Source organism: Streptococcus vicugnae, from assembly GCF_016461705.1.
Taxonomy (GTDB): domain Bacteria; phylum Bacillota; class Bacilli; order Lactobacillales; family Streptococcaceae; genus Streptococcus; species Streptococcus vicugnae.
In genome coordinates this window covers 569,171-584,120 of sequence record NZ_JAEMHW010000002.1, presented here as the reverse complement: position 1 = coordinate 584,120, position 14,950 = coordinate 569,171, and the positions used below count along the sequence as shown (strand labels likewise).

Annotated in this window: 14 protein-coding genes; 11 read left to right on the top strand and 3 right to left on the bottom strand. The window is 37.5% G+C overall.

What is annotated here, in order from left to right:
- Nucleotides 1-7 precede the first annotated feature (7 nt).
- The 3 genes from JG537_RS09765 (at nucleotide 8) to cshA (ending at nucleotide 4,778) form a co-directional block, all read left to right on the top strand.
- A complete protein-coding gene (locus JG537_RS09765; RefSeq protein WP_246454333.1) occupies nucleotides 8-1,156 on the top strand; it encodes a polymerase in 1,149 nt (382 codons plus the stop codon).
- 152 nt (nucleotides 1,157-1,308) lie between these two features.
- On the top strand, nucleotides 1,309-2,853 hold the full coding sequence (locus JG537_RS06390) for a peptide chain release factor 3 (protein WP_199544411.1): 1,545 nt from the start codon (nucleotides 1,309-1,311) through the stop codon (nucleotides 2,851-2,853).
- Nucleotides 2,854-3,203: 350 nt separating this feature from the next.
- Nucleotides 3,204-4,778: a degradosome RNA helicase CshA gene (gene cshA, locus JG537_RS06385; RefSeq protein WP_199544409.1), complete on the top strand. Its 1,575-nt coding sequence runs from the start codon at nucleotides 3,204-3,206 to the stop codon at nucleotides 4,776-4,778.
- An 82-nt stretch (nucleotides 4,779-4,860) separates the two neighbouring features.
- On the opposite strand, the gene JG537_RS06380 is transcribed toward cshA, so the two are convergent.
- Both JG537_RS06380 and JG537_RS06375 read right to left on the bottom strand, forming a co-directional pair.
- Entirely contained in the window at nucleotides 4,861-5,148 is a 288-nt protein-coding gene (locus tag JG537_RS06380; RefSeq protein ID WP_199544407.1) for a GIY-YIG nuclease family protein, read from the bottom strand.
- The gene (locus JG537_RS06375; RefSeq protein ID WP_199544405.1) at nucleotides 5,123-5,884 is read right to left on the bottom strand and encodes a tRNA1(Val) (adenine(37)-N6)-methyltransferase; all 762 of its coding nucleotides are present in this window, start codon (nucleotides 5,882-5,884) and stop codon (nucleotides 5,123-5,125) included. Before JG537_RS06375 ends, JG537_RS06380 begins: the two co-directional genes overlap by 26 nt.
- A 116-nt stretch (nucleotides 5,885-6,000) precedes the next feature.
- Between JG537_RS06375 and JG537_RS06370 the strand changes: the two genes are divergently transcribed.
- The 8 genes from JG537_RS06370 to JG537_RS06335 all read left to right on the top strand — a co-directional run bounded on the left by JG537_RS06370 (nucleotide 6,001) and on the right by JG537_RS06335 (nucleotide 13,775).
- Nucleotides 6,001-6,747 (top strand): lysophospholipid acyltransferase family protein, encoded by a 747-nt coding sequence (locus JG537_RS06370; RefSeq protein ID WP_074559556.1) that lies wholly within the window; start codon nucleotides 6,001-6,003, stop codon nucleotides 6,745-6,747.
- A 96-nt stretch (nucleotides 6,748-6,843) separates the two neighbouring features.
- Nucleotides 6,844-7,509, top strand: a complete 666-nt coding sequence (locus JG537_RS06365; RefSeq protein ID WP_199544403.1) for a helix-hairpin-helix domain-containing protein — start codon at nucleotides 6,844-6,846, stop codon at nucleotides 7,507-7,509.
- Nucleotides 7,499-9,733, top strand: a complete 2,235-nt coding sequence (locus tag JG537_RS06360; protein WP_199544555.1) for a DNA internalization-related competence protein ComEC/Rec2 — start codon at nucleotides 7,499-7,501, stop codon at nucleotides 9,731-9,733. Before JG537_RS06365 ends, JG537_RS06360 begins: the two co-directional genes overlap by 11 nt.
- A 104-nt stretch (nucleotides 9,734-9,837) precedes the next feature.
- Nucleotides 9,838-10,416, top strand: a complete 579-nt coding sequence (locus tag JG537_RS06355) for an HD domain-containing protein (protein WP_199544394.1) — start codon at nucleotides 9,838-9,840, stop codon at nucleotides 10,414-10,416.
- Between the two features lie 11 nt (nucleotides 10,417-10,427).
- Nucleotides 10,428-11,150, top strand: a complete 723-nt coding sequence (locus tag JG537_RS06350) for a CYTH domain-containing protein (protein WP_246454331.1) — start codon at nucleotides 10,428-10,430, stop codon at nucleotides 11,148-11,150.
- Between the two features lie 51 nt (nucleotides 11,151-11,201).
- The gene (gene holA, locus JG537_RS06345; protein ID WP_199544392.1) at nucleotides 11,202-12,266 is read left to right on the top strand and encodes a DNA polymerase III subunit delta; all 1,065 of its coding nucleotides are present in this window, start codon (nucleotides 11,202-11,204) and stop codon (nucleotides 12,264-12,266) included.
- A 68-nt stretch (nucleotides 12,267-12,334) separates the two neighbouring features.
- On the top strand, nucleotides 12,335-12,946 hold the full coding sequence (gene sodA / locus JG537_RS06340; RefSeq protein ID WP_199544389.1) for a superoxide dismutase SodA: 612 nt from the start codon (nucleotides 12,335-12,337) through the stop codon (nucleotides 12,944-12,946).
- Between the two features lie 103 nt (nucleotides 12,947-13,049).
- Nucleotides 13,050-13,775, top strand: coding sequence for a YebC/PmpR family DNA-binding transcriptional regulator (locus JG537_RS06335; protein ID WP_132869300.1), 726 nt, complete (start codon nucleotides 13,050-13,052; stop codon nucleotides 13,773-13,775).
- Nucleotides 13,776-13,813: 38 nt separating this feature from the next.
- Here JG537_RS06335 and queA read toward each other — a convergent pair whose 3' ends face one another.
- Nucleotides 13,814-14,842, bottom strand: coding sequence for a tRNA preQ1(34) S-adenosylmethionine ribosyltransferase-isomerase QueA (gene queA / locus JG537_RS06330; RefSeq protein ID WP_199544379.1), 1,029 nt, complete (start codon nucleotides 14,840-14,842; stop codon nucleotides 13,814-13,816).
- Nucleotides 14,843-14,950 lie beyond the last annotated feature (108 nt).

The window sequence follows — 14,950 nt, the reverse complement described above, 5'->3', positions numbered from 1 at the left end:
GGTGGAGATGGTAAAGAAAGTATTTAGGACTGAAACTGGAGACTCGCTTCTCATTTATCGAGCACTGTATTTTTTAGAATTTTGTGTCCTTTTTCTAGCTTGGTTTTTGAAACGTTATCCATTGCCACCAGCTATCTCGCTTTTCTTACCGAGTTTAGCTATTACAGGTGGTTGGGCTATCTATTTGTGGAATTTGCGTAGGACAGGCTTATCAATCGAAAAAGTCTTAGCTGGAATTTTTGCGCTAGCTTTTATGCTACTTTTACCGACAATAGGCTATCTGGATACCTCAATAGATGATTTAAGTATGATTGTCTTCTTTTTGTTATCGGTTAGTGTTGATAGGGAAGATGATAATTTAGTGGCAGCACTATTTTATTTTAAGATACTTGTAGCAATCTTAGTACTGTTTGCTTATAATAGCCATATTATTTCTGATATGACAATGTATCGCTCAAGCAAGGATTTGATTCGACACTCATATGGATTTATGCACCCAAATTCACTTGGAATGTTTTTCATTACTCTAATTTATGATTTTTCACTGCTTAGAAAGCCTTATCGCTTTGATGGTGGGATAATCATGTTGTTAGCAGCTTTGCTTGTCTTTTCGGTGACGGATTCAAGGACATCATTTTTCATTGCACTTGGTATTATCTTGTGTTATTTCTTAAAACCAATCCTATCAAAGGTTAAAGTTTCTGGATATCTTATCATGCCAATTGTAATCGGAATGTTTGGACTTGGGCTTGCTTTGCCGAGATATTATACTCCAGATAATCCTGTCTTTGTAACATTAAATCATTTATTTACTGGACGTACTAGTATTGGTCATGCTTATCTTGAACAATTTGGCTTGAACTGGTTGCCAAGAAACATTCCAATTTTTACAGAAATCAATGGAAGTATGATGTACGATGATAGTTTCTACGTTGATTCGCTTTTACGTCAAGGTATTATTCTTTTTTGCATGTATCCGTTACTTTTGATGATTCAGTTAAAAGGAAAAAAATTCACACTTTTCCATAGTTTACTATTCTTATTGACGTTCTTTATTAATACTATGGAACACTATGGAGCAAGTATTGAAATCTGTAGTATCTTATTGTTAAATTATTTTGCGGTTTCTGGTGATAAGCTAGAGGAGAAATATTGAAATAGCGTCTAATTTTCGTTATAATAATAGAGTTATGGAGTCCCATGACTCTATTTTTGTATCGTCACAAAAGGAGTGGCTTAATGTAGCCATTCATAAAAAAAACGGACAAAGTCGTTATCAAAGAAATTTAATTATAATAAGGAAATAAAATGACAATTCAAGATGACATTAAAAAACGTCGTACCTTTGCCATCATCAGTCACCCGGATGCTGGTAAAACGACAATTACAGAGCAATTACTTTATTTTGGTGGAGAAATTCGTGAAGCCGGTACTGTAAAAGGTAAAAAAACAGGGAACTTTGCTAAATCTGACTGGATGGATATCGAAAAACAACGTGGTATCTCTGTTACATCATCAGTGATGCAATTTGATTACGCTGGTAAACGTGTTAATATCCTTGATACACCGGGGCACGAAGACTTCTCTGAAGATACTTATCGTACCCTTATGGCCGTTGACGCTGCAGTCATGGTTGTCGATTCAGCCAAAGGTATCGAAGCACAAACGAAAAAACTCTTTGAAGTTGTAAAACACCGTAATATTCCTGTCTTCACTTTCATCAATAAATTGGACCGTGATGGTCGTGAACCGCTTGATCTTTTGGAAGAATTGGAAGAAGTGCTTGGTATTGCAAGTTACCCAATGAACTGGCCAATTGGTATGGGGAAATCATTTGAAGGGCTTTACGACTTGTACAACAAACGTTTGGAACTTTACAAAGGTGATGAACGTTTTGCAGCACTTGAAGATGGTGACAAGTTATTTGCTAACAACCCATTTTACCAACAAGTTTTGGAAGATGTTGAGTTGCTAGAAGAAGCAGGAAATGAATTCTCAGAAGAAACTATCTTGTCTGGTGATTTGACACCAGTGTTCTTCGGTTCAGCCCTTACAAACTTTGGTGTGCAAACTTTCCTAGATACTTTCTTACAATTCGCACCAGAGCCTCATGGGCACAAAACAACAGAAGGTAATGAAATCGATCCTTACGGCAAAGACTTCTCAGGATTTGTCTTTAAAATCCAGGCTAATATGGACCCACGTCACCGTGACCGTATTGCTTTCGTACGTATCGTTTCAGGTGAATTTGAACGTGGTATGAGCGTGAATTTGGCTCGTACGAAAAAATCAGTGAAATTGTCAAATGTGACACAATTCATGGCTGAATCACGTGAAAATGTTGAAAACGCCGTTGCTGGTGATATTATCGGGGTTTACGATACAGGTACATACCAAGTTGGTGATACTTTGACAGTTGGTAAAAATAAATTTGAATTCGAACCACTGCCAACCTTTACGCCAGAATTGTTCATGAAAGTTGCCGCTAAAAACGTCATGAAACAAAAATCATTTCATAAAGGTATTGAACAATTGGTACAAGAAGGGGCTATCCAATTGTACAAAAACTACCAAACAGGCGAATACATGCTTGGTGCGGTAGGTCAATTGCAGTTTGAAGTTTTCAAACACCGTATGGAAAATGAATACAACGCTGAAGTTGTCATGACGCCAATGGGTAAAAAGACTGTTCGTTGGATTAAACCAGAAGATCTTGATGAACGCATGTCTTCAAGCCGTAATATCTTGGCTAAAGACCGTTTCGACCAACCCGTTTTCCTTTTCGAAAACGACTTTGCACTTCGTTGGTTTGCGGATAAATATCCAGATGTTGATTTGGAAGAAAAAATGTAATTATAAAAGGTCTGAGCATTGCTCAGACCTTTTATAATTGTTACGGGTGTAAAAAAACAGCTCTGACGAATCAGAGCTGTTTTTTTGAGATTATGAAAAAGAAAAGTTTTAGGATGTTGCTATTATAGCTATTATGCCTTAAAGAAAACTTAAAAATCCTTCAAAAAAAGTCAAATAGTTTTTTTAAAGAATATTCAAATAATTGACACTATGAAAACGTGTTAATGATAATAAATGAAACTGTTTCCTATCTTTTTGACTTAGAATGTGTTACACTAGTTAAGTTGTTAAACAACGAAACTAAAGTTTAATAAGGCAGCTTCGCACTGCCTTTTAGAAAAGAGAAAAATTTGAAATTTACAGAACTTAACTTATCGGAAGCAATCCTTGCTGCTGTTGAAAAAGCAGGCTTTGTTGAGCCATCTCCAATCCAAGAATTAACAATTCCTTTGGCATTGGAAGGTAAGGATGTTATCGGACAAGCGCAAACTGGTACAGGGAAAACAGCTGCCTTTGGTTTACCAACCTTGGATAAAATTGATACAAGTCGTAATCTTGTTCAAGCCTTGGTTATCGCTCCAACACGTGAATTAGCGGTTCAAGGTCAAGAAGAATTATTCCGTTTTGGTCGTGAAAAAGGTGTTAAAGTCCGTTCAGTTTACGGCGGTTCAAGCATTGAAAAACAAATCAAAGCTATTCGTTCAGGTGCTCATATTGTTGTTGGGACACCAGGTCGTTTGCTTGATTTGATTAAACGTAAAGCTTTAAAACTTGAACACGTTGAAACATTGATTCTTGATGAAGCAGATGAAATGCTTAACATGGGATTCTTAGAAGATATCGAAGCTATTATCAGTCGTGTACCTGAAGCACGTCAAACGCTTCTTTTCTCAGCTACTATGCCTGAAGCTATCAAACGTATTGGTGTTAAATTTATGCAAAATCCTGAACACGTAAAAGTAGCTGCTAAAGAATTGACTACTGATCTTGTCGATCAATACTATATTCGTGTTAAAGAACAAGATAAATTTGATACAATGACGCGTCTTATGGACGTTGATCAACCTGAATTGTCAATTGTTTTTGGACGTACAAAACGTCGTGTGGATGAATTGACACGTGGTTTGAAATTGCGTGGCTATCGTGCAGAAGGTATTCACGGTGACCTTGATCAAGGTAAACGTCTTCGTGTCCTACGCGATTTCAAAAATGATAATATCGATATTTTGGTTGCGACTGACGTTGCAGCGCGTGGTCTTGATATTTCAGGGGTGACACACGTTTATAACTATGATATTCCACAAGATCCAGAAAGCTACGTACACCGTATTGGACGTACTGGACGTGCAGGTAAACATGGTCAATCGATTACTTTTGTTGCACCAAACGAAATGGGTTACTTGTCAATCATTGAAAAATTGACTAAGAAACGTATGAAAGGTTTGAAACCTGCTACAGCTGATGAAGCATTTAAAGCGAAGAAAAAAGTTGCCCTTAAGAAAATTGAACGTGATTTTGCGGATGAAACTATCCGTAATAACTTTGATAAATTCAAAGGGGATGCGGTTAAATTGGCTGCAGAATTCACACCAGAAGAGTTGGCTTTATACATCTTGAGCTTGACTGTTAAAGATCCTGAAACTCTTCCAAAAGTTGAAATTGCGCGTGAAAAACCATTACCATTCAAACCATCAGGTGGTGGATTCAATAACCGTAAAGGTGGACGTGGCAATGGACGTGGACGTGATAACCGTCGTGGCGGTCGTGATCGCAAACGTGATGACCGTGATAATGGATTCCGCGATTTCAAACGCACATCATCTAAAAACAAACGTGATTTCCAAAATAAAGATAACAAACGCCCACACCGCACATCAAGTGAAAAGAAACCTGGATTTGTTATCCGAAATAAAGGTGAAAGATAAGTATTTACAAGGAAAGTCACAAGAGTGGCTTTCTTTTGTTATGATTTTTACTATAATTAAAAACACTTCGATTGAAGTGCTTTTATGATTGGTCAGATTCAGTATGTGTGGCAATGTACTCTAATTTTTGCTTTCGTGTTTTTTGTTTAAAATAACTTTCTGCAGACATGGCAGCTTCTTTGCTATCAAAGGTTTCTTGATAGATGAGTTTAACTGGAAGGCGACTTCTTGTGTATTTAGCTCCCTTACCAGCATTATGAGTTTTGATGCGGTGCTGGATATCTGTGGTGTAGCCTGTATAAAGCGTTCCGTCAGAACATTCAACCACATACATATAAGCTTTTTTAGTCTTTCTTTCCGTTTTTTCCATAATAGATTTCAAAAATATCGTCGGTATACTCGCCATTTTCTTTGTGAACAAAGAGTGGTGGAAGGATTTTTAGACCGTCAGTTGAACCATCTTTGATGGCTTCAATAAGTAACATATTGGCATCTTTTCCCATTTTTGGATAAACAAATTGGATGCGTTTTGGGGCAAGATTGTATTTTCTCATGGTATCAATGATATCTAAGAAACGGTCTGGTCGGTGAACCATGGCGATACGACCATTTGATTTAAGAGCGTGTCGTGCAATGTCACAGATTTCTTCAAGGTTAGTTGTAATTTCATGTCGAGCCAGAAGGTAATGTTCAGACACATTTTTCTTAGAAGTCTCTGAAACCTTGAAATAAGGCGGGTTACAAAGGATGAGGTCAACACTAGTTCGAGGGACATGATTAAGCAGATTTTTTAAATCATCGTTAATCATCTGGACTTGGTCTTTAAGCTGGTTGAGCTGGATAGAACGCTCTGCCATATCAGCAAGTCGCTCTTGAATTTCAATTTCTAAAATTGGTGCTTTGGTACGAGTGCTTGCAAAAAGACCTACGGCACCATTTCCAGAACAAAGGTCAACAATCAAGCCACGAGATGGAATTTTTGGGAAACGTGACAAGAGGACACTGTCGATAGAATAGCTAAAAACATCTCTGTTTTGAATAATTTTTACGTCTGTCGAAAAGAGCTGATCAATACGCTCGCCTTCTTTTAAAATTGATTTAGTCATGACATTTATTATAGCAAATTTTACTTATTCTCACTAGCAAGCCGTTGATTTTTTACTTTCTAAAACCGCTTAAGCATGGTACAATGTAAGGTAATGAGAAAAAAAGGAGTAAATCTGTGTTTTATACTTATTTACGCGGGTTAGTGGTTTTCCTACTTTGGATTATCAACGGTAATGCCCATTATCACAATGAAGACAAAATTTTGAGTAAAGATGAAAACTATATTTTGGTTGCACCGCACCGTACGTGGTGGGATCCTGTTTATATGGCTTTCGCAGCTCGACCAAAACAATTCATTTTCATGGCTAAGAAGGAATTGTTTACAAACCGTATTTTTGGTTGGTGGATTCGCATGTGTGGTGCCTTTCCAATTGACCGTGAAAATCCTGGTCAAAAAGCTATCAAATACCCAATTAATATGTTGAAGAAAAGCAATCGCTCACTTGTTATGTTTCCAAGTGGTAGTCGTCATTCAACAGACGTTAAAGGTGGGGTAGCCGTCATTGCAAAAATGGCTAAAGTTAAAATCATGCCAGTGGTTTATGCAGGACCAATGCAATTAAAAGGTCTTTTGACTGGTGAACGTGTTGATATGAACTTTGGTAATCCGATTGATATTTCTGATATCAAACGTATGAATGACGAAGGTATTGAAGAAGTTGCCAACCGTATTCAAACTGAATTTGATCGTTTGGATGCTGAAAACGCGACTTATCATATCGATAAAAAACCAAATCCATTAACTTATATTTATCGTGTTCCGCTTGGCTTAGTAGCCATTGTTGTTGTACTTTTGACATTACTCTTTAGTTACATTGCAAGCTTTGTTTGGGATCCAGATAAGCACCGTAAAATGAAATAATAATCAAAAGCTCGGCATTTAGCCGGGCTTTTTTTCGAATAAATAGATATGAGGCTCGTATGAGCTCTTTTTAAATACTAAAAGCGAGGAAGTAAAATGATTGAAGAGCTAAAAGAAAGACTTTTAGAAAATAAAACACTAGCTACGGTTTTAGGAACAGTGTTTGTCATGTTGCTAGGCTTTTTTGTTTGGTCAAATGTGACAAGACCTAAAGCAGAAGCACAGAGTGAATTGCCTGCTTTAAGCACGACTTTTTCAGCAAGTACTACAGCAAGTTTTTCAAAGGAAAACGCTGCTAGTTCACAAGTGGCATCTGGAAGGATTTTTGTCGACATTAAAGGTGCGGTAAAAAATGAAGGTGTTTATGAGCTTTCAAACGGTAGCCGTGTAACCGATTTAGTCAAAAAAGCAGGTGGTTTCACAGAAGATGCGGATAAAAAATCAGTAAATCTGGCTGAAAAATTAGTTGATGAAGCGGTTGTCTATGTTGCAAAAGTTGGTGAAAATGTTGCACAAGTAACGACTCCTTCACAAGCAAATAATGGTACAGATCATGATACGAGATCAGATCAGGTTAATCTTAATACAGCAACGTTAGAACAGCTTCAAACTATTTCAGGAATTGGTGCCAAACGTGCCCAAGATATTATCGATTACCGTGAATCAAACGGTGGCTTTTCATCGATTGATGATTTGAAAAATGTGTCAGGTATTGGTGAGAAAACTTTGGAAAAACTAAAAGCTGAGGTGACTGTTGATTAAGTATCTTCCCATTAAGCCAATTCAATTGGCTTTTTTGCTCATTTTGGTTTATTATCTCTGTTTTTCAAAAGTGATTGGGTGTTTGATGTTTCTTTTGCTAGCCTTGCTGTTTTTATGGCAACAGTATGGTTGGAAGACTTGGTGTCTGGTTTCACTGTGCTTGGCTTTCTTTGCGATATTTTTCCTGACTAAGGCTAATCAGACAGAACAGGCTTATCAAGCGGCGCCAGCTCATTTAACAAAAATCCAGATGATTCCTGATACGATTTCGGTTAATGGTGATTTGTTATCTTTTCGAGGGAAGGAGGCTGGGCAGACTTACCAAGTTCTTTATACCTTGAAGTCAGAAAAAGAGCAGGAATTTTTTAAAAATCTTAATCAAACAATGCTTTTATCAGGGCAGGTGGATTTAGAAGAGGCAACGCCACAGCGGAATTTAGGTGGTTTTGATTACCGCACTTACCTTAAACATGAAGGCATTTATCGGATTGCTAATCTTTCTTCGATTACTGAAATGAGACAGCAAAGCTCTTTAAGTTTTTTTGAACGACTACATGAACTTAGAAGACAGGCGATTGTCAGTATTCAAAGGAATTTTCCTGCTCCCATGCAACATTACATGACTGGCCTTTTGTTTGGATATTTGGATAAGTCTTTTGATGAGATGAGTGATGTTTACACTAGTTTAGGGATTATTCATCTTTTTGCTCTGTCTGGTATGCAGGTGGGCTTTTTTGTGGGACTTTTTCGTTTTATTTTTTTACGTCTTGGGTTACGGCGAGATTATGTGGATATACTGCAAATCCCGTTTTCACTTGTATATGCTGGCTTGACAGGCTTTTCGGTTTCAGTTGTTCGGAGCCTTATTCAGTCTGCTTTTGCAAATCTTGGTATAAAAAAATTAGATAATCTTGCCTTTACTTTAATGACCCTTTTTATTTTGATGCCAAATTTCCTGCTGACAACAGGAGGAATTCTTTCTTTTACCTATGCTTTTATCCTGAGTTTGATTGATTTTGATGAGTTTAGTCATTATCGAAAAATCCTTACAGAATGTTTGGCGATTTCGCTGGGAAGTTTACCGGTTTTGCTATATTTCTTCTCAGTATTTCAACCCTTGTCGCTGCTTTTAACAGCTATTTTTTCACTGGCTTTTGATGTTGTCATTCTCCCTTTGTTGAGCTTCACTTTCCTTATTTCACCTTTTCTTAAATTAACTTGTCTCAATCCTTTGTTTGTCTTTTTGGAAAAGTTAGTTAAAATGAGTAAGGTTCTTGTTGGTTCTCCACTTGTTTTTGGAAAACCGAGTCTAGCTATCTTGTTGTTATTATTGTTAACCTTAGGAGTTTTATATGATTGTTACCGGTACAAAAAGTTGGCGATTTTTCTAGTTAGCGTAATTGCTCTGCTATTTTTTCAAATCAAGCATCCGCTAGAAAACGAGGTGACGATGGTTGATATTGGGCAGGGAGATAGTATTTTTGTGCGTGATGTTAAGGGGCATACGCTGCTAATTGATGTGGGCGGAAAGGTGAGCTTTAGTGAGAAGAATGCGTGGCAGGAGTGCAATTCTGATAGCAATGCGGAGCGAACCTTGATTCCTTATCTCAACAGTCGCGGCGTTGGAAAAATTGACCAGTTAGTTCTGACGCACACGGATACGGATCATATGGGAGATATGCTGGAAGTAGCCAAACATGTGAAGATTGGAGAAATTCTGGTTAGTCCAGGAAGTCTCACAAAGTCAGATTTTGTGGTTAAACTTCGACAAACGAAGACGCCAGTTCGCGCAGTTTCTGCAGGAGATAACTTGCCAATTATGGGAAGTCACTTGCAGGTGCTCTATCCTAGTAAGCTGGGTGACGGTAGCAATAACGATTCTGTGGTGCTTTATGGCAATCTTCTTGGCGAACATTTCTTGTTTACAGGAGATTTGGAAGAAGAAGGCGAGCAAGAGTTGATAGCAACTTATCCCAATCTGCCAGTTGATGTTTTAAAAGCAGGGCATCATGGCTCAAAAGGCTCATCAAGTCCAGCATTTCTAGCTTACACCTCTCCACAAATAGCTTTAATTTCGGTTGGACAAAATAATCGCTACAAACACCCTCACCAAGAAACACTTGAACGCTTCCGAGCTCAAAATATGACCATTTACCGCACAGACGAACAAGGCGCCATCCGCTTTAGAGGATTGAACCACTGGAAACTTGAGACAGTGAGGTGAATTTAAATCAAAAGCAAAATAAAAACAGTAGTCGAGTGACTGCTGTTTTGCTTTGCAATTAGATTAGCATAAGCATATACTATGTTATAAAAAGGAGGGCGAGAATGGAAGCAATAGAGAGCAAAGTTGATTTTGTTAAAGAAATCGAGAAGTTAAAAACTGTGACACGTTTTAATAGGACATTGGATGGGCGATTTGAAAATAGTGCGGAACATTCTTGGCAGGTTGCATTAGTAGCAAACCTTTTTCAAGATTATTTTCCTGAAAAATTGGACATAGGAAAAGTGACTTTAATGCTTTTACTCCATGATTTGGGAGAAATTTACGCAGGTGATACTTGGGTGTATGACACCACAGGCAAAGCCGTCTCACATGATAAGGAATACTTATCGTTACAGAAAAGTTTAGCAATCTTACCAATCATTCAAGGCGAGAAATTTACAGAATTGTGGTTTGAATTTGAAAAAGGAAATAGTCCAGAAGCAAGATATGCTAGAATTATTGATGCTTTGGTACCGCTGATTAATCATTTGGTTGTTTCGGAAGAAGGTTATAATCCCGATAAATTAACGGCTGAGAGAGTCTTGACTAAGAAAGCTTTCATTAAAGAAGATTCAGAAATTTTGTGGCAATTAGCAAAGGAATTAATCGACAAAAGTGTTGAAAAAGGACTATATAGCTGAAGGTGAAGAGTTTGAGTAACGCTAAAAATGAATTAGAATTGAAATATCAGCTATCTGAAGAAGCTTTGAGTATTTACGAAGAGAAAGTGAGAAAGGCAGGCTTTGTCTCTGGGGGTGAATGTCTTGAAACAGATATTACGGTTGATTTACCTAATTTTGAAAGCAAATCTAAAGGAATAGTCATTCGCTATCGCATAATAAGTGTTGGGAGATACTTATTGACCATTAAACTCAAACGTCAGAATAATCATTACCAAGAGTATGTAGAATTGGAGTATTCTAGTAATTCCAATGACAATCTTGCTTTTTCTGATATTCAATGTTTATTACAAAAGGAATTGGATGTAGTGCTTCCTCGGATTGTTCTAGAAGGAAAAGATGTGTCTGAAAATTGTATTTATCTGATAAATCAATTGTACGATTTGGGGTTCACACGTTGTCGCATGTTTTCTCAGAAGAAACGTCATGAGTACAAAAAAGAAAATACGGGTGTTTGTTTTGATCTTTTTCCTAGTCATGTTGGGGCTTTTATTGAGCTAGAAGCTTTTAGTGAGGAGAAACTTATAGCTTTAAAGGAATTAATGGCTTTACCTGAACATTGTCGCATTAGCAAGAACTATGGTAAGATTATTCAAGATAGCTTGAAAAAGCAGGGATTGGATAGCGATAGAAGTAGAATTTGTCTTTTTGATGAAACATTAAGGCAGTTTGCTTATAAAAAATTCCATAGTTAACTTTCGCATGAACCATGAGTTTTTCTCATGGTTTTTTGTTATAATATCTTTATGATTGCAATCGAAGAAATTGATAAATTACGAAAAGAAAATCTTAGTTTGATTACGGTAGTGACAGGCGAAGATTTGGGACAATTTTCTCAGCTAAAAGAACGTATGATGGAGCGCGTGGGCTATGATAAGGATGATTTGACTTATTCTTATTTTGATATGGCTGAGGTTGATTACCAAGATGCTGAGATGGATCTTGAAAGCTTACCGTTTTTTGCAGATCAAAAAGTGGTGATTTTTGATAATCTGCTCGATATCACGACGGCTAAGAAATCTTATTTGGATGATAAGGCCCTCAAACGTTTTGAGGCTTATTTGGAAAATCCGCTCGATACGACGCGCTTGATTATTTTTGCGCCAGGGAAATTAGACGGCAAACGTCGCTTGGTGAAAATTTTAAAACGTGATGCTCAGATTTTTGAAGCCAATGAATTGAAAGAAGCAGAGCTAAAAACGTATTTTCAAAAATTAGCTCACCAGGAAAACTTAGTTTTTGATTCAGGTGTTTTTGAGGCTTTGCTTTTGAAATCTAATTATGATTTCAGCGAGATTCTGAAAAACATTGCTTTTCTGAAATCTTATAAAAAAGATGGTCATATCACGGCAGATGATATTAATCAAGCCATTCCTAAAACGCTTCAGGATAATATTTTTGATTTGACGCAGTTTGTTTTGAATGGCAAAATCGATGAGGCACGCGAGCTGATTCGTGATTTGCGTTTGCAGGGTGAGGATGAGATTAAGTTGATTGCGATTATGTTAGGGCAGTTTCGCATGTTCTTGCAAGTCAGCATTTTAGCCAGCCAAGGTAAAAATGAACAGCAGATGGTAGCAACATTGTCAGAATATCTTGGACGACGTGTTAATCCTTATCAAGTCAAATTTGCTGTGCGTGATTCACGTACGTTATCAATGACTTTCTTGAAGAAAGCCTTAGCTGTTTTAATCGAGACAGATTATGCTATTAAAACTGGGACTTATGATAAGGATTATTTGTTTGATGTGGCTATTTTAAAAATTGCTCATGAGCATCATGAAGCGGACTTAAAAAAAGCGGTCAAATAATTTGCTAGCTAGATTAAATTCTTATAGAATGATGATAAGAAATAACGAAAAGAAAGAAGGTAACTAGCGTGGCTATTATTTTACCAGAATTACCATATGCATATGATGCACTTGAACCATACATTGATGTAGAAACAATGACATTGCATCATGACAAACATCACGCTACTTACGTAGCAAATGCAAATGCTGCTCTTGAAAAACATCCAGAAATCGGAGAAGACTTGGAAGCATTATTGTCAGATGTTAATAGCATTCCAGCTGATATCCGTCAAGCGGTTATTAACAATGGTGGTGGACATTTGAATCACGCACTTTTCTGGGAATTGCTATCTCCTGAAAAACAAGAACCAACTGCAGATGTTCTTGCGGCAATTGAAGAAGCATTTGGCTCATTTGAAGATTTCAAAACAGCTTTCACGCAAGCAGCAACAACTCGCTTTGGTTCAGGTTGGGCTTGGCTTGTCGTTAACAAAGATGGCAAACTTGAAGTAACCTCAACTGCTAACCAAGATACTCCACTTTCAGAAGGTAAGAAACCAATTCTTGCTCTTGATGTTTGGGAACATGCTTACTATCTCAAATATCGTAACGTTCGTCCAAATTACATCAAAGCATTCTTTGATATTATCAACTGGACGAAAGTTGCTGAATTGTATCAAGCAGCAATTGCTGATTAATTATTATTATCATAGCACTCTCTAATCTAGAGGATAGGCATTTGTCTATCCTCTTTTTACGTCTAAATATGATATAATAGCAAGGAATAGGGAGGAATTTTGCATGTCAGGACATAATAAATGGAGCAAAATTAAAAACAAAAAAGGTGAAGCAGATGCTAAACGCGGAGCAATTTTCAATAAATTGTCACGTGAAATTTTTGTAGCTGCTAAAGCTGGTGGTGGTGATCCATCAATGAACGCTAGCCTTCGTATGGTTTTGGATAAAGCGCGTGCGGCTAATATGCCAAAAGATAACATCAATCGTGCGATTAAGAAAGCAACAGATGTTGGTGATACAACAAATTACGATGAAATCACTTATGAAGGTTATGGACCTGGTGGGGTAGCTATCCTAGTTCACACTTTAACTGACAACAAAAAACGTACAGATGCTAACATGCATACCATTTTCACTCGTAATGGTGGTAATATGGGCTCAACAGGTTCTGTTGCCTACATGTTTGACCGTAAAGGTTACATTGTTATCGACCGTGAAAATTTGGATATGGATGAAGATGCTATGTTTGAATTGATTTTGGATGCTGGTGCCGAAGACTTGAAAACATCAGATGACGCTTTTGAAATTTTTACCGAACCAAAAGAATTTCCAGCTGTTAAAGAAGCTTTGCAAGCACAAAATCTTGAATTCGCTCAAGCCCAACTTAGCATGATTCCACAAAATTATGTTAGTCTTGATGACCAACAAACAGAGATTTTAGAAACGTTGGTTGATAAACTCGAAGACGATGATGACGTTCAAGATGTTTACACAAATATGGCTGATTAATAAAAAAGGAACGGAAATTTTTCCGTTCTTTTTATCTTTTATTTTACGAACATGGCATCGCCAAAGCTAAAGAAGCGATAACGTTCATCAATGGCATGTTGGTAAGCTTCTAGAACGAATTCACGTCCTGCAAAAGCTGATACAAGCATGACAAGTGTTGATTTTGGTAAGTGGAAGTTTGTTGAAAAGGCATCAACTACTTTGAACTCATAACCTGGTTTGATGAAGATATTTGTCCAACCGCTATCTGCTTTAATTTCGCCGTTGAATTTTGATCCGATTGTTTCAAGGGTACGAATTGATGTAGTTCCGACAGCAACGACTCGTCCACCAGCAGTTTTAACGTCACGAAGGGTTTGGGCGGCCTCTTCAGACAAACGGTAGAATTCTGAGTGCATTTCGTGTTCTTCAACATTGTCAACAGAAACTGGGCGGAAAGTTCCAAGTCCAACGTGAAGTGTTACGTAGACAAGTTTTACACCTTTTTCTTCGATTTTTTCAAGCAATTCTTTGGTGAAGTGAAGTCCAGCAGTTGGAGCAGCAGCAGAGCCGTTTTCTTTAGCGTAGACAGTTTGGTAACGATCTGGATCATCCAATTTTTCGTGGATGTATGGTGGCAATGGCATTTCGCCAAGACTTTCCAAAACTTCAAGGAAGATGCCATCATACGCAAATTCGACGATACGTCCACCGTGATCTAATTCTTCAACAACTGTCGCTGTCAATCGACCATCACCAAATGACACTTTAGCGCCGACTCGTAAGCGTTTTGCAGGTTTTGCAAGAACTTCCCATTTATCGCCTTCAGTATTTTTCAAAAGAAGCAGTTCAACGTGACCATGTGTGTCTGGTTTTTCACCGTAAAGTCGAGCTGGAAGCACACGCGTGTTATTCATTACAAGTGCATCATCAGGGTTCAATTCATCTAAAATGTGGTCAAAGTGAGCATCAACCATTTCGTGTGTGTTATGGTCAATGACCAAAAGTTTTGAGCTATCTCGTTTTTCAAGAGGAGTTTGAGCAATTAGTTCCTCTGGTAAATTAAAATCAAAATCGTTGGTATTCATAATATGTCCTTAATAAATATATTCTCAACTTTACATTATAACACGAGAAATCTTTTCCGTCATCTTGTCTGAATTTAATTGTAACAATTCTAAAGAGGTGATATAATG